Raw genomic sequence first — 15,120 nt, 5'->3', positions numbered from 1 at the left:
TGACAGAGACAGGAACCGCCATGGCGTCACCGCCTTCCCGCACGCCGGTCTCGCTCGCGAGCCGGCTGGTGATCGAGAATGTGCGGCACGGCTACGAGGACGTGGAGGCGGTGAGGGGCGTCAGCCTTACGGTCGAGCCGGGCGAGATCATCTGCCTGCTCGGGCAGTCGGGCTGCGGCAAAACCACGCTGCTGCGCCTGATCGCCGGGATCGAGCGGCCGTCGAGCGGGCGAATCCTGCTCGACCGGCAGGTCGTGGCCGGACCCGGAGCGTTCCTGCCGCCGGAAAAACGCGCCATCGGCCTCGTCTTCCAGGACTATGCGCTGTTCCCGCACCTCACCAATGTGGAAAACGTCGCCTTCGGGCTGCGCCGCCTCGGCCGCGAGGGGGCTCATGACGAGGCCATGCGCGCGCTCCAGCGCGTGCGCCTCGAGGCCTATGCGGAAAACTATCCACATGCTTTGTCGGGCGGCGAGCAGCAGCGCGTGGCGCTGGCCCGCGCGCTCGTGCCACGCCCCGGCATTCTCCTTATGGACGAGCCGTTCTCCGGGCTCGACAGTCGGCTGCGGGGAAGTGTGCGCAGCGAGACGCTGAAGGTGCTGCGCGATGCCCGCGCCACCTGCATCATCGTCACCCATGACCCGGAAGAGGCGATGCGGCTTGGCGACCGGATCGCCCTGATGCGCAAGGGCCAGCTTGTTCAGGTGGGCGCGCCGGAAGAGCTCTACCGGCGCCCCGCCGACATCGATGTGGCGCGTTTCTTCTGCGAAATCAACGAGGTGGAGGGTGTCGTCACGGGTGGGCGCATCGACACGCCGCTGGGCCGGTTCCAGGCGCCCGGGCTGGCCGAGGGTGCCAGGGGCATCGCGGCGATCCGCCCGCAGGGCATCGAGCTGAAGGCGCCGGGTTCGGGCGTGCCGGGGCGAATCGTCAACCACCGCTTCCTCGGCGAGCTCGATCTCTACGAGGTGGCGGTGGAGGGAGTGGACAAGCCCTTGGTGGCACGTCGCCGCACCACCGCCGGCCTATTGCGTGGGCATGACGTCGGAGTGAACATCGAACCGGCAGAGGTTCTTGTCTTCGCCACGGGGCGGCCCTAGTGTCCGGGTTGAATTGCGATGCGCGGCCGAAAGGGGCCGGCGGCGCTTCGGTCAAGGGAGTTAAGTCATGGGTTCGTTGAGCATTTGGCACTGGATCATTGTGCTGGTGGTCGTGCTCCTCCTCTTCGGTCGCGGGAAGCTGTCCGAGCTGATGGGCGATGCCGCCAAGGGCATCAAGGCCTTCAAGAAGGGCATGGCCGACGACGAGGATACGGCGGCTAAGCCGGGCGAGCCGGCGCGTTCGATCGATCACCAGGCGAAGGTGGAAGCCGAGCAGACCAAGGTCAGCTGATTCCGGCCTCACGGCTTTTCGATCGGGGAGGGTCGCGTCAAAGCGGCCCCGCGTAATGCATGTTTGATATCGGCTGGACGGAGCTTCTCGTCATCGGCGTCGTCGCCCTCGTGGTGATTGGCCCGAACGAGTTGCCGCGCGTGTTGCGTACGGTTGGCCAGAGTGTGCGCAAGCTGCGCCGCATGGCCGGCGAGTTTCAGGGGCAGTTCAACGAGGCGCTGCGTGAGGCGGAGCTTTCCGACCTCAAGGACAGCGTCAGCGGCCTCAAGAACGACCTGACGGGGATGGCGAGCGATGCCCGCAATTCCATCGCCAAGGCCATGCCGACCAACCCGCTGCAGGACATCGAGAGCGACCTGAAGGCCCCGACCGGCAGCGTCGAGGCGGGCGCGAGCCTCCCGGCGGCGAACCCGGCGGAGGCGCCGCTTCCTGCGCCCGGCGAGCTTCATGCACCCGGCGACCTGGAGCCGCACCCTTTCGAGACGGTGGAGCAGGAAGTGCGCGCCGCGACCGAAGGGCTCGACGCGGTGTCCGCCACCGCAGCGCTCGACGCGGTGTCCGCCACCGCAGCGCCCTCGGTCGAGCCGGCGCCTGTCGCGCCACGGCCGCAGACCGCAGCTGCGCCGGTCGAGACCAAGGCTGTCGAGACCAAGGCTGTCGAGACGAAGCCGGCAGGAATCACACCCGTGCCGCTCAAGTCGGATGCCGCCGCGACGCCGAAGCCCGGCGACGCCGCCGCGCAGGCGGCGCCGGCACCGTCGCAGCGCACCCGGCCGGCCGTGAAGCGTGCGCCGCGCAAGCCCGTCGCTCCGGAGACGCCTGTGGCCGAGCCGGAAATCGCCGAGGCTGTCGCATCTCTGGACGGCGCCCCGCCCGACCTTGCCCCGCCGGTCAAGCGGCCGGCGAAGCCGCGCGTGAAGGCCAAAGCTGTCTCCGGCAACGACCTGCCTGTCTCCGGCACTGACACGCCCGTGTCTGGCAATGAAGGGCCGGCCTCATGAGCCAGGACGAGATCGACGCCTCCAAGGCGCCGCTTATCGAGCATCTGATCGAGCTGCGCGCGCGGCTGATCAAGTCGCTGATCGCGTTCTTCATCGCCTTCTTCGCCTGCTTCATGCTGGGCAAGCTGATCTACAATATCCTGCTCTGGCCCTATGAATTCGCGGCCGGCGGCACCGAGCATGTGAAGCTCATCTACACCGCGCCGCAGGAATTCCTGTTCACCCAGATCAAGCTGGGCATGTTCGGGGCGGCGTTCATCTCGTTCCCCATCGTCGCCACACAGATCTACATGTTCGTGGCGCCGGGGCTTTATTCGCACGAGCGCAATGCCTTCCGCCCCTATCTCATCGCCACGCCGGTGTGCTTCCTCATCGGGGCGAGCTTCGTCTATTTCGTCGCCATGCCGCTGGCGATGACCTATTTCCTCTCCATGCAGCAGATGGCGGGGCCGGGCACGCCGGAAATCTCCATGTTGCCGCAGGTGAGCGAATATCTGTCGCTCATCATGACGCTGATCTTCGCCTTCGGCATCTGCTTCCAGCTTCCGGTGATCCTCACCTTGCTGGCGCAGATCGGCGTCGTCACCTCCGTCCAACTCAAGAAGGCGCGGCGCTACGCCATTGTCGGCGTGTTCATCGCCGCCGCGGTGCTGACGCCGCCGGATGTGGTGAGCCAGTTCGCGCTCGCCATCCCGACCCTGCTTCTCTACGAGGTCTCGGTCTATCTGGTGCGGCTCATCGAGAAGAAGAAGCGCACGGCGGAAGAGGCGGCCGACGCCGCCGTCTGAGGCGGAGGGCGGTCGGAGACAAGCCTGCATCCTTCGAGGCGCGCTGCGCTCGCACCTCAGGATGACGTCACTGTTTTTTCTTGGCTCGCTTCGTCATGCCGAGGCGCGCGCGGCGCTCCTGGAAGCACGCAGGCGCTCACCCCGCCCGCTTTCGCGCCGGCCGCACTTGTCCCCGCCTTCCCGATTGGCTACGTCCCTGCATCTCCGGTGCGAGGCCGGGGCCAACGGGCGCGTTTGAAGGCGAGACTGCCATGCACGACATCAAATGGATCCGCGAAGAGCCGAACGGTCTCGTCGAGGCGCTGGTGCGGCGCGGGACGGATGCGGGCGAGGCGCAGGCGCTGGTCGACAGCCTGATCGCGCTGGACGAGCGCCGCCGCGCCGGCATCGTCAAGCTGGAGGAGCTTCAGGCCCGCCGCAACGCCGCTTCCAAGGAAATCGGCGCCGCCAAGAAGGCCGGCGAGAATGAGCGCGCCGAGGCGCTGATGGCCGAGGTTGGGGCGCTGAAGACCGACATTCCGGTGCTGGAAGAACAGGTGAAGGCGGCCGAGAGCGAACTGCACAGCCGCCTCGCCGCCATCCCCAACGTGCCACTGCCCGAGGTGCCGGAAGGCGCGGACGAGCACGGCAATGTCGAGATCGCCCTCGTCGGCCAGAAAATCGGCTTTTCCTTCGTCGCCAAGCAGCATTTCGAGATCGGCGAAGGCCTCGGCCAGATGGATTTCGAGGCCGCCGCCAAGCTCTCCGGCGCGCGCTTCGTGGTGCTGAAGAACAAGCTCGCCCGGCTGGAGCGCGCCATCGGCCAGTTCTTCATCGACACCCACACCGAAGAACATGGCTACATGGAAGTCGCGCCGCCCATCCTGGTGAACGACGCGGCGATGTTCGGCACGGCGCAGCTGCCGAAGTTTGAGGACGATCAGTTTCGGGCTGGCGAGGATTTTTGGCTCATCCCCACCGCCGAAGTCCCGCTGACCAATCTCGTCGCGCAGTCCATCCTCTCCGAGGAAGAGCTGCCGCTGCGCTTCACCGCGCTCACGCCGTGCTTCCGCGCCGAGGCGGGGTCCGCGGGGCGGGATACGCGCGGGATGATCCGCCAGCACCAGTTCAATAAGGTGGAGATGGTTTCCATCACCACGCCGGAAAACTCCGCGGACGAGCATGAGCGCATGCTGTCCTGCGCGCAGGCGGTGCTGAAGAAACTGGACCTGCATTTCCGGGTGATGACGCTGTGCACCGGCGACATGGGCTTCGCCTCGGCCAAGACCTACGACATCGAGGTGTGGCTGCCGGGGCAGAACGCCTTCCGCGAGATTTCCTCCTGCTCCACCTGCACCGATTTCCAGGCGCGGCGGATGAATGCGCGCTACCGCCCGGCGGGCGCCAAGGCGCCGCGCTACCTGCACACGCTCAACGGCTCGGGCGTCGCGGTCGGCCGGGCGATGGTGGCGATCCTCGAGAACTACCAGAACGAGGACGGCTCGGTGACGGTGCCGGCCGTGCTGGTGCCCTATATGGGCGGGCTGACGCGGATCGAGAAGGACTGAGCCGCTGCGGGCCGTCATCCCGGAATCGCCGGCAGGCGATATCCGGGATCACGGGACGGCACAGGGCATGCGATCCCGGCTCCCCGCTGCGCGGCGTCCGGGATGACAGAACGGGAGAAACCATGCGCATCCTGGTGACCAATGACGACGGCATCCACGCCCCCGGGCTCGATGCCTGTGCCCGCATTGCCCGGGCGCTGTCGGATGATGTGTGGGTGGTGGCGCCGGAGACCGATCAGTCGGGCGTGTCGCATTCGCTCTCGCTGTCCGATCCGCTGCGGCTGCGGCAGGTGGAGGAGAAGCGCTTCGCCGTGAAGGGCACGCCGACCGATTGCGTGATCCTGGCGGTGCGGCACATCCTCGCCGACCACAAGCCCGATCTCGTGCTCTCCGGCGTCAATCGCGGCCAGAACGTCGCCGAGGATGTCGGCTATTCCGGCACGGTGGCCGGCGCCATGGAAGGCACGGTGCTGGGCATACCCTCCATTGCGCTGTCGCAGGCCTATGGCTTCGAGACCCGGAAGGCGCCGCCCTATGATGTCGCCGAGCACTGGGGCCCGCAGGTGGTGCGCACGCTGTTGGAGGAGGGGATCCCCTCCGGCATCGTCATCAATGTGAACTTTCCCAACCGCCCGGTGGACGAGGTGCGCGGCATCGCTGTGACCGCGCAGGGCCGGCGCGACCAGGACCTGCTGCGCATTGACGGGCGGGCTGATGGGCGGGGAAATCCCTATTACTGGATCGCCTTCGAAAAGCGTATCTTCGAGACGGTGAACGGCTCGGACCTGCACGCCCTCGACGAGGGCTGCATCTCGGTGACGCCGCTGCGGCTCGACATGACCGACGAGCCGATGATGACCCGGCTTGCCCAGGTCTTCACGAAGCCGGTTTTCGAGAAGCCGGTCGCCGCGTCGAAGCCGCGCTGACGCCATGGGCGCGTCGTTCCGGGCAGGGCAGGGAGGGCGCCCTTGAGCGGAGCCGGGAAGGACGAGGACCTGCAGCGCGCCGAGCTTCTGCTGGCGCTGCGCAAGCGCGGGCTGCGCGACCGGCAGGTGATGCGCGCCATGGAGCAGGTGCCGCGGGAGCGCTTTGTCGAGCCGGCGTTCCGTCCCATCGCCTGGCAGGACCTGGCGCTGCCGATCGACTGCGGCCAGACCATCAGCCAGCCCACCGTGGTGGCGTTGATGACCGAGGCGATGGAACTCGGCCCCTCGCACAGCGTGCTCGAGGTCGGCACAGGCTCGGGTTACCAGACGGCCATTCTCGCCAACATCGCCGGCCATGTGGTGAGCGTGGAGCGCTTCCGCACCCTGGCCGACGCGGCGGCCCGCCGGCTGGCGTCGCTGGGCGTCTCCAATGTCGAGGTGCTGGTTGCCGATGGCCGCGAGGGCGTGCCCCAGCGGGCGCCGTTCGACCGCATCATGCTCACCGCTGCGGCGGAAGAGGTGCCTCCGGCGCTGTTCGAGCAGCTCGCCATGGGCGGCATCCTCGTTGCCCCCGTCGGGCCGCCGGAGGGCACGCAGTTTCTCATGCGCTATCGGCGCGGTCTGCAGGGGCTGGAAACGCGCGAACTCGCCGTTGTGCGCTTCGTACCGATGCTGCCCGGTGTGGCGGCCGTGCTGTGAAACCGCCCGGAATCCGCCACCTTTTCTAATCGGTTCGAGCCGGCTTAAGCCGCTGTTTACCTGTACGCCGCATTAATTGCCTCGAGTCCAGCGTTCGGGTGTGGTGCGATGCGTAATTTACTGTTGGCGTCCGGTAGCGGTCCCCTCATGCGGATTTCCTTCGTTGCCCTGGTGGCGGGAGGGATGGCTGCGTGCAGTGCCGACTCTGCCCGTTTCAACAATCCAAACGGCAATCCTTTCGCGTCGTCGCCGTCGCCGACCTATACCGGCTCCGTCGCGGCGGCCCCGACCGGAGCGGTGCAGTCCGTGCCGATGGGCGGCCAGCCGGCTGCCGGCGGCTATGGGGCGCCCGGCGCTACGCCGGCCCCCTACGGCACGCCCACCCCCTACGGCACCCCCGTCGCCTCGTCTTCGCCCTATGGTGCGCCGGCCCAGGTCGCGGCGGCCCCGACCCATCTGTCGCCCGCCGTTCCCGCCCAGCCGGGCTATGGCGGCACGCAGCCGCTTTATGGCAGCCAGCCGCAGCCGCTGTCCTCGCCCACAGCCGCCGCACCGGTGCGCGCTCCGCAGGTCGCCGCTGCCGGCGGCTCCCATGTCGTGGCGCCGGGCGAGACGCTGAGCTCGATCGCCCGCAATAACGGCCTGACGCGCAGCGAGCTGGCGAACGCCAACGGGCTCGACTTCAACACTATGGTGCGCATCGGCCAGAAGCTGACCATTCCCGGCGCGACGGGCGGCGCGGTCGTCGCCGCTGCGCCCAAGCCGGTCATCGCGGCCCCGGCGCCCAAGCCGACGCCGGTGGTCGCCACCGCGCCCGCCACGCCGGCCGTTGCGCCGGTCGCGCAGGCGCCGGCCGGGCCCAAGCCGCAGACCATCGCGGCCGTCAAGCCTTCCGAGACGCCGGACGAGATTCGTACCGCCTCGGCCGGTCCGCAGTTCCGCTGGCCGGTACGCGGACGCGTCATCTCCGGCTTCGGGCCCAAGCCCGGCGGCCAGCAGAATGAGGGCATCAACATCTCGGTGCCGGAAGGCACCTCGGTGAAGGCAGCCGAGGACGGCGTCGTCGCCTATGCCGGCAGCGAGCTGAAGGGCTATGGCAATCTCGTCCTGATCAAGCACGCCGATGGCTGGGTGACGGCCTATGCCAACAACAGCGCGCTCGACGTGAAGAAGGGCGACTCGGTCAAGCGTGGCCAGGTGATCGCCAAGGCCGGCCAGACCGGCAACGTCACCTCGCCGCAGGTGCATTTCGAGATCCGCAAGGGATCCCAGCCGGTCGACCCCTCGCAATATCTCGCCGGTCTCTGACCCGCGAAGCGACTGCGACGACGGAGCCATCGCGCTCCGTCGTCCGACTTCCGGCGCGACGTTAGGACCTTGGCGCCGGTCAGCGCGGGGCGGCGGGTTGTTCGGACAAGGACACGCCAAGCCGCCCCGCGACATCCTGCACATATTGCCAGGCGGTCCGCCCCGAACGCGCCCCGCGCGTGGTCGACCATTCGAGGGCTTCCTGCCGCAGCGTCTGCGCATCGATGGGAATACCGAAATGGGCGACATAGCTGTCGACCATCGCCAGATAGTCGTCCTGGCTGCATTTGTGGAAGCCCAGCCACAGGCCGAAGCGGTCGGATAGCGAAACCTTCTCCTCCACCGCCTCACCGGGATTGATCGCCGTGGAGCGCTCGTTCTCCACCATCTCGCGCGCCAATATGTGGCGGCGGTTGGAGGTGGCGTAGAAGATCACATTCTCCGGCCGCCCCTCGATGCCGCCTTCCAACACCGCCTTCAGCGACTTGTAGGACGTATCGTCGGCGTCGAAGGACAGGTCGTCGCAGAAGATGACGAATCGGAAGGGCGCCGGGCGCACGAGGCTCATCAGCGCCGGCAGCGTCTCGATATCCTCCCGGTGAATTTCCACCAGCTTGAGCGGAAGCCGGCCTTGCGCTGCCATTTCGCCATTCACAGCGGCGTGCGCGGCCTTGACCAGCGAGCTCTTGCCCATGCCGCGCGCGCCCCACAGCAGCGCGTTGTTGGCCGGTAGCCCCCGGGCGAAGCGCAGCGTGTTGTCCATCAGCATGTCGCGCGTGCGCTCGATGCCCTTCAGCAGCTCCATCTCCACCCGGCTGACACGCGGGACGGATTCGAGCCGGCGCTCCTCGGCGTGCCAGACGAAGGCATCGGCCTGGGTGAAATCGGCCGTGGCCGCCTGCGCGGGCGAAAGGCGCTCAAGCGCGGCGGCGATGCGGGTAAGAACGGCGCCGATGTCGTCCGGTGTGTGGGTCATGGTGGGGCTCCTCCGGCACAGGGCATAGCCATTGTGGCGCAGCGCGACAAGCGGAACCGTAACGTTCGGTACTCCCTGGCGTGCATGTTACCCGGCGTTGCGCCGAGGGCGTTTGCATTCGGCCGGCGCGTCAGTATAGTCCGCGCCGCTTCGCCGGGCCTTTCGCCCGCCTCTTATCGACGGACAAGGAACCGACATGTTCATCACGCCTGCTTTTGCGCAGACCGGCGGCGCCGGCGGTACCGACATGCTGATGTCGCTGCTGCCCTTCGTGCTGATCTTCGTGATCATGTACTTCCTGATTCTGCGCCCGCAGCAGAAGAAGGTTAAGGCGCATCAGGAGATGGTGAAGAGCGTGCGCCGCGGCGATACCGTCGTGACCTCGGGCGGCCTCATCGGCAAGGTTTCCCGCGTCATCGACGACAGCGAGATCGAGCTTCAGCTCGCGGAAGGCGTCAAGATCCGCCAGCTGCGCGGCATGATCTCCGAGGTTCGCGCCAAGGGCGAGCCGGCCAAGGAAGAATCCGAGTCCTGACCGCTGACCTCTTGCGGCCGTAACCGCTAGGGCGGCCGGAAGGAACCCCATGCTTTACTTTTCGAAATGGAAGGCGTTTGCGATCCTGGCGGTCTCGGCCATCATCTGTCTGATGGCCGTGCCGAGCCTGTTGTCGCATTCCGCCTATGAGAGCCTGCCGAGCTTCCTCCAGCGCAAGATCGTGCTGGGCCTGGACCTTCAGGGCGGGTCCTACATCGTCCTGCAGGTCGACGCGCAATCGGTGCGCAAGGTCCGGCTGGAGCATCTGCGGGACGACGCGCGGCGCGTGCTGCGCGACGCCAAGATCGGCTATAGCGGCCTCGCCATTCAGGGCGACGCGGTGCAGGTGCGTGTCCGTGAAGGTCAGGATGCCGATGCTGCGCTGACCCAGCTGCGCACGCTTGCCCAGCCGCTCGGCGGCGCCATGTCGACCTCCGGCCAGCTCGACACCGACGTTTCCCGCGACGGCAATGTGATTTCGCTGTCGCCCACTTCGGCTGGCATCCAGTCCCGCACCATCCAGGCGGTGTCGCAGTCGATCGAGATCATCCGCAAGCGTATCGACCAGCTCGGCACCACCGAGCCCTCGATCCAGCGCCAAGGTGCCGACCGCATCCAGGTGCAGGTGCCGGGCCTGCAGGACCCCTCGCGCCTGAAGGCCCTGCTGGGCCAGACCGCGCAGCTCACCTTCCGCCTCGTCGACACCACGATGAGCCCGCAGCAGGCGCTGCAGGGACGTGCGCCGGCCGGCACCGATATTCTCTACTCGCAGGACAATCCTCCTGTTCCTTACGTGATCGAGCAGCGTGTGCTGGTCGCCGGCGAGGATTTGACCGACGCCCAGCCGAGCTTCGACCCGACCACCCGCGAGCCGGTCGTCACCTTCCGCTTCAACACCAATGGCGCCCGCCGCTTCGCCGAGGCAACGCAGGCCAATGTCGGGCGGCCCTTCTCCATCATCCTCGACAATCACGTCATCTCGGCGCCGGTGATCCGCGAGCCGATCCTTGGCGGATCCGGCCAGATCAGCGGCAATTTCACCGTTCAGCAGGCAAACGACCTCGCCATCCTGCTGCGCGCCGGCGCGCTGCCGGTGCCGCTGCAGGTGGTGGAAGAGCGTACCGTCGGCCCCGGCCTCGGTGCGGATTCGATCCGGGCCGGCCTCATCGCCTCGATCGTCGGCGCCTCCGCCGTCGCGCTGTTCATGATCGCCACCTACGGCCTGTTCGGCGTCATCGCCAACATTGCCGTGGCGATCAATGTGGGCATGATCTTCGGCGTGCTCGCCATGCTCGGCGCGACGCTGACATTGCCCGGCATTGCCGGCGTGGTGCTCACCGTCGGCATCGCGGTCGATTCGAACGTGCTGATCTATGAACGCATCCGCGAGGAGGCGAGGGCAGGGCGATCGGCGATCTCGGCCATCGATGCCGGCTTCACCCGCGCTTTGGCGACCATCCTCGATTCGAACATCACGACCTTCATCGCGGCGGCCGTGCTGTTCTACATCGGCTCGGGGCCGGTGCGCGGCTTTGCCATCACCTTCGGCATCGGCATCATCACCACCGTCTTCACCGCCTTCACGCTGACCCGCCTTATGGTGGCGCTCTGGGTGCGCTGGAAGCGTCCCCAGCGCGTACCGATCTGAGAAAGGCGAGCACTTCCATGCGTCTGCTCCGCATTGTTCCGGACGACACGAATTTCGACTTCATCCGCTTCCGCCGGATCAGCTTCCCGATCTCGGCCCTGCTGTCGATTCTGGCGCTGGTGGCCTTCGCCACCATGGGCCTGAATTTCGGCATCGACTTCAAGGGCGGCACGCTGCTTGAAGTGCGCTATGCCAACAGCACGCTGAATGTCGGCGATGTCCGCACCCGGCTCGAATCGCTGGAACTGGGCGAGGTCCAGATCCAGGAGATCGGCAATGATGGCGAGGTGCTGATCCGCGTCGCCCAGCAGCCCGGCGGCGAGCAGGCCCAGCAGGCCGTGGTCGGCAAGGTGCGTGCGGCGCTCGGCGATGGGGTGGAATATCGCCGCGTCGAGGTCGTCGGGCCGCGCGTATCGCAGGAATTGCTGAGCTACGGCATCGTCGGACTGATGATGGCGGTGCTGTGCATCCTGGTCTATCTGTGGTTCCGCTTCGAGTGGCAGTTCGCGCTTGGCGCCTCGATCGCCAATTTCCACGATATCGTGCTTACCATCGGGTTCATGGCGATCTTCCAGATCGACTTCGACCTGACGAGCGTGGCGGCGCTGCTGACCATCCTGGGCTACTCGCTCAACGATACCATCGTCATCTATGACCGCATCCGCGAGATGCTGCGTCGCTACAAGAAGATGCCGACGGACGAACTGCTGAACGCCTCCATCAACTCCACCCTGTCGCGCTCGGTCATCACCCATGTGACGGTGACGCTGGCGCTGCTGGCGCTGGTGCTGTTCGGTGGGCGGGCGATCCACAGCTTCTCGGTGACGATGATGTTCGGCGTGGTGCTGGTCGGCACCTACACCTCGATCTTCATTGCCTCGCCGCTGCTGATCTATCTCGGCGTGTCGACGCGCGCGATGGCGGAGAAGGCCGAGAAGGACGCCAAGAGCACGAACTCCAAGGCGGAACGGCTCGCGCCGTGAAGCGCGAGGGCCGCATCTGAGGGTGAGCTGAATGGCGACGCCCGACGCCCACCTGCCGTATCAGGTTCCCATCGACGGCTATGCCCGCGGCGCCTTCCATTTCGCGGGGATGGCCTCCGCGGGCTCGGTTCTGGCGCTGCCTTCCGGCATCCATGCCTGGGCGCCGACAACGCCGGCCGAGATCGACTCCGGCGCGCTGGAGCGCGTGCTGGCCGAGGCAGTCCGCATCGAACTCCTGCTGATCGGCACCGGCATGGATCCCTGGCCGCTGCCGGACGCGCTGCGCTGGCGGCTGCGCGATGCCGGCATTTCCGTCGACACGCTGCCTACCCGAGCCGCCGCGTCGACCTATAATGTACTTCTGGCGGAAGGCCGCGCGGTCGCCGCCGCGCTGCTCGCGCTGCCCTGAACGCGGACTTGCCGCCGCGAACCTCCCGGACACCCGACATGAGCCGGCCCAGCCTGACGACGGAAACGGAGTATTGCGCGGCGCTGGTGCGCGATCTCGACCGCGACCGCTATGTCGCCGACCTGTTCGCTCCGGCCGAGCGGCGCGGCGCGCTGTTCGCGCTGCACGCCTTTAATGTCGAGGTCTCGCGGGTCCGCGAGGCGATCACCAGCCCGATGGCCGGCGAGGTTCGCCTGCAATGGTGGCAGGAGGCGCTGGACGGCGGCGCGCGCGGCGATGTGCGCGCCAATCCCGTGGCGGCGGCGCTACTCGACACGATCGACGCCCACCGCCTGCCGCGTGCCAGCCTGACGGCGCTGCTCGATGCGCGAATCTTCGATCTCTATGACGACCCGATGCCGACGGTGAACGATCTCGAAGGCTATGCCGGCGAGACCTCCTCGGCGCTGATCCGCCTCGCGACGCTGGTGCTGTCGCCGCAGGCGGGTGCGGCGTCGGCCGAAGCGGCCGGCCACGCGGGCGTGGCGTATGCCGTCACCGGGCTGCTGCGCGCGTTCCCGGTGCATGCGCGGCGTGGCCAGTGCTATGTGCCGCTCGACCTGCTGAAGGCGCACGGGCTGACGCGGGAGGACGCGGTGTCGGGGCGGGCGAGCCCGGCGCTCCAGGCGGCGCTCGGTGATCTGCGCGCACTGGCACGCCGGCATTACGAGGCGGCGATGAAGGCGCTCGCCGGCGTGGAGGCGGGAGAGCTACCGGCCTTCCTGCCGCTGATGTTGGTGCCGGGCGACCTCACGCGCATGGAGCGCCCGCACGACCCGTTCGCGGCGGTCCCGGCGACGCCGGCGACGCCGGCCCTCAGCCGCCTGTGGCGGCTCTGGCGCGGTGCCGGCACGCTGCGGAGTGCCGCGCGGGCATCGTGAGGCACTGCCTCAGTTGGAACGGTCCTTGGCGACGCGATCAAACGCCTGAAGACGCGCCACCAGCGCTTCGAACTGGTTCAGCGGCACCATGTTGGGGCCGTCCGAAGGGGCGTTGTCGGGGTCGGGATGCGTCTCGATGAACACGCCGGCAATGCCGACGGCCACCGCTGCCCGCGCCAGCACCGGCACGAATTCGCGCTGTCCGCCCGAGGACGTGCCCTGTCCGCCCGGCTGCTGCACCGAATGGGTGGCGTCGAAGATAACCGGCGCGCCGGTGGCCTCGGCCATGATGGGGAGCGAGCGCATGTCGGTGACGAGGGTGTTGTAGCCGAAGGAGACGCCGCGCTCGGTCACCAGCACGTTGGCGTTGCCGCCTTCGATGAGCTTGGCGACGACGTTCTTCATGTCCCAAGGGGCCAGAAACTGTCCCTTCTTCACATTGACGATCCGCCCCGTCGCTGCGGCGGCCAGCAGCAGGTCGGTCTGGCGGCAGAGGAAAGCCGGGATCTGCAGGATGTCGACGACCTCGCCCACCGGGGCGCACTGGTCGTTCTCGTGCACGTCGGTCAGCACCGGCATGCCGTAGCGCTCGCGAATCTCGGCGAAGACGGGCAGGGCGGCGGCCATGCCGATGCCGCGCGCTCCCTTGCCCGAGGTGCGGTTCGCCTTGTCGAAGGAGGCCTTGAACACCACGCCGACGCCCCGGCGCACCGCAATTTCCTTGATCGCCGCCGCGCATTCGAGCGCATGCTCGCGGCTTTCCATCTGGCAGGGCCCGGCGATGAGCGCGAGCGGCAGGTCGTTGCCGAAGCGCACATCGCCGACGGTGACCACGGAATTGGCGCCGGAGACACTCATGGGGATCGTTCCTTGAATAAGCGCGGGTCAGACGACGCCGGCGCGCAGAATGTCGTGGATGTGGAGAATGCCGACCGGCGTTCCCTCGCTGACCACGAACAGCACGGTGATCTTGGTGCGGCTCATCTGGCCGAGCGCGGCGCTGGCAAGTTCGGCCGGCGCGACGACCAGCGGGGAGGCGGTCATCACCTCCTCCACCCGGCGCGGCAGCAGGTCGGCGCTCATATGGCGGCGCAAATCGCCATCGGTGACGATGCCGACCAGCCGGTCCTGCGCGTCCACCACGCCGCAGCAGCCGAAGCGCTTGCCGGTGATCTCGATCAAGGCTTCGCTCATCGGCGTGCCGAGCCGCACGATCGGCACGCTCTCGTCGCCATGCATGAGGTCGGCGACCTTCAGCAGCCGCGCGCCCAGCTTGCCGCCGGGGTGGAAGACACGGAAATCCGAGGCGGAGAAGCCGCGGCGCTCCAGCAGCGCGACGGCCACCGCATCGCCGATGGCCAGCTGCATGAGTGTCGAGGTGGTGGGCGCCAGCCCGTTTGGGCACGCTTCCTCGACGCGCGGCAGCACCAGCGCGACATCGGCGGCCCGCCCAAGCGTGCTCGTCGCATTGGAGGTGATGGCGATGAGCGGCACGGCGAACCGGCCGGCATAATGCACGATGTCGCCAAGCTCGGAGGTCTCACCGGACCAGGAAATGGCGAACAGCACGTCGTCGGGCGTCACCATGCCCAGATCGCCATGGCTCGCCTCGGCGGCGTGCAGAAACAGCGCCGGCGTGCCGGTGGAGGCAAAGGTGGCGGCGAGCTTGCGCCCGATATGGCCGCTCTTGCCCATGCCGGTGACGATGACACGCCCGCGCGCCGTCTCGATCAGCCGGATGGCGACTTCCACCGCATCGCCGAGCTCGGCTTCGATTGCGGCACTCAGCGCGGCAAGGCCCTTGGCCTCGATGGACAGCGTGCGCAGCACGCGCTCGCGCAACTTGTCGTCCCGGAGGGGGGGCGGCGCGACGGAGGTGTTCTGTGACTGGGCCGTGCCCAAGGTCATGCTCCCTTGCTCATGTTGCACCCGGGCGCCTGGCGTCCGGGCGCCCTTCCGCGCCACGCAGGGCGTCAATAAGCGCCTAA

At 67.7% G+C, this 15,120-nt stretch carries 16 protein-coding genes; 13 read left to right on the top strand and 3 right to left on the bottom strand.

The annotated features are described in order from the left end of the window. The first annotated feature begins 20 nt into the window (after positions 1 to 20). From ACQY76_RS19565 to ACQY76_RS19530, 8 genes are all read left to right on the top strand, one after another. Complete coding sequence (locus tag ACQY76_RS19565) at positions 21 to 1,100, top strand: ABC transporter ATP-binding protein (RefSeq protein ID WP_428030356.1); 1,080 nt, start codon at positions 21 to 23, stop codon at positions 1,098 to 1,100. Between the two features lie 67 nt (positions 1,101 to 1,167). Next, a complete protein-coding gene (locus ACQY76_RS19560; protein WP_428030355.1) occupies positions 1,168 to 1,392 on the top strand; it encodes a twin-arginine translocase TatA/TatE family subunit in 225 nt (74 codons plus the stop codon). A 59-nt stretch (positions 1,393 to 1,451) separates the two neighbouring features. Beyond that, entirely contained in the window at positions 1,452 to 2,393 is a 942-nt protein-coding gene (tatB, locus tag ACQY76_RS19555) for a Sec-independent protein translocase protein TatB (protein WP_428030354.1), read from the top strand. Next, entirely contained in the window at positions 2,390 to 3,181 is a 792-nt protein-coding gene (tatC, locus tag ACQY76_RS19550; protein WP_428030353.1) for a twin-arginine translocase subunit TatC, read from the top strand. Before tatB ends, tatC begins: the two co-directional genes overlap by 4 nt. Positions 3,182 to 3,432: 251 nt before the next feature. Next, the gene (serS, locus tag ACQY76_RS19545; protein WP_428030352.1) at positions 3,433 to 4,728 is read left to right on the top strand and encodes a serine--tRNA ligase; all 1,296 of its coding nucleotides are present in this window, start codon (positions 3,433 to 3,435) and stop codon (positions 4,726 to 4,728) included. 122 nt (positions 4,729 to 4,850) lie between these two features. Then, the gene (gene surE / locus ACQY76_RS19540) at positions 4,851 to 5,654 is read left to right on the top strand and encodes a 5'/3'-nucleotidase SurE (protein ID WP_428030351.1); all 804 of its coding nucleotides are present in this window, start codon (positions 4,851 to 4,853) and stop codon (positions 5,652 to 5,654) included. A gap of 42 nt (positions 5,655 to 5,696) precedes the next feature. Continuing rightward, entirely contained in the window at positions 5,697 to 6,353 is a 657-nt protein-coding gene (locus ACQY76_RS19535) for a protein-L-isoaspartate(D-aspartate) O-methyltransferase (protein WP_428030350.1), read from the top strand. Between the two features lie 183 nt (positions 6,354 to 6,536). Further along, positions 6,537 to 7,661 (top strand): peptidoglycan DD-metalloendopeptidase family protein, encoded by a 1,125-nt coding sequence (locus tag ACQY76_RS19530; protein ID WP_428030349.1) that lies wholly within the window; start codon positions 6,537 to 6,539, stop codon positions 7,659 to 7,661. A gap of 79 nt (positions 7,662 to 7,740) precedes the next feature. Here ACQY76_RS19530 and ACQY76_RS19525 read toward each other — a convergent pair whose 3' ends face one another. Then, entirely contained in the window at positions 7,741 to 8,637 is an 897-nt protein-coding gene (locus ACQY76_RS19525) for an ATP-binding protein (protein ID WP_428030348.1), read from the bottom strand. Between the two features lie 196 nt (positions 8,638 to 8,833). Here ACQY76_RS19525 and yajC point away from each other — a divergent pair, with 196 nt between their 5' ends. Genes yajC through ACQY76_RS19500 form a run of 5 tightly spaced genes read left to right on the top strand, consistent with a single transcriptional unit; the run spans position 8,834 to position 13,132 of the window. Further along, positions 8,834 to 9,172 carry a preprotein translocase subunit YajC gene (gene yajC, locus ACQY76_RS19520; RefSeq protein WP_428030347.1) on the top strand — a complete coding sequence of 113 codons (339 nt, stop codon included), beginning with the start codon at positions 8,834 to 8,836 and terminating at the stop codon, positions 9,170 to 9,172. Between the two features lie 49 nt (positions 9,173 to 9,221). Continuing rightward, positions 9,222 to 10,820: a protein translocase subunit SecD gene (secD, locus tag ACQY76_RS19515; protein WP_428030346.1), complete on the top strand. Its 1,599-nt coding sequence runs from the start codon at positions 9,222 to 9,224 to the stop codon at positions 10,818 to 10,820. Positions 10,821 to 10,837: 17 nt separating this feature from the next. Then, complete coding sequence (gene secF / locus ACQY76_RS19510; protein WP_428030345.1) at positions 10,838 to 11,803, top strand: protein translocase subunit SecF; 966 nt, start codon at positions 10,838 to 10,840, stop codon at positions 11,801 to 11,803. A gap of 31 nt (positions 11,804 to 11,834) precedes the next feature. Next, the gene (locus ACQY76_RS19505; RefSeq protein WP_428030344.1) at positions 11,835 to 12,212 is read left to right on the top strand and encodes an Mth938-like domain-containing protein; all 378 of its coding nucleotides are present in this window, start codon (positions 11,835 to 11,837) and stop codon (positions 12,210 to 12,212) included. 38 nt (positions 12,213 to 12,250) lie between these two features. Next, positions 12,251 to 13,132 carry a phytoene/squalene synthase family protein gene (locus tag ACQY76_RS19500; protein WP_428030343.1) on the top strand — a complete coding sequence of 294 codons (882 nt, stop codon included), beginning with the start codon at positions 12,251 to 12,253 and terminating at the stop codon, positions 13,130 to 13,132. 9 nt (positions 13,133 to 13,141) lie between these two features. Here ACQY76_RS19500 and kdsA read toward each other — a convergent pair whose 3' ends face one another. Beyond that, complete coding sequence (gene kdsA, locus ACQY76_RS19495; RefSeq protein ID WP_428030342.1) at positions 13,142 to 13,990, bottom strand: 3-deoxy-8-phosphooctulonate synthase; 849 nt, start codon at positions 13,988 to 13,990, stop codon at positions 13,142 to 13,144. A 27-nt stretch (positions 13,991 to 14,017) separates the two neighbouring features. Beyond that, positions 14,018 to 15,040: a KpsF/GutQ family sugar-phosphate isomerase gene (locus tag ACQY76_RS19490; protein ID WP_428030341.1), complete on the bottom strand. Its 1,023-nt coding sequence runs from the start codon at positions 15,038 to 15,040 to the stop codon at positions 14,018 to 14,020. Positions 15,041 to 15,120: the final 80 nt, after the last annotated feature.

The sequence above is a fragment of the Ancylobacter sp. genome (assembly GCF_965279025.1).
Taxonomy (GTDB): domain Bacteria; phylum Pseudomonadota; class Alphaproteobacteria; order Rhizobiales; family Xanthobacteraceae; genus Ancylobacter.
This window is presented reverse-complemented; position numbering and strand designations above follow the sequence as displayed.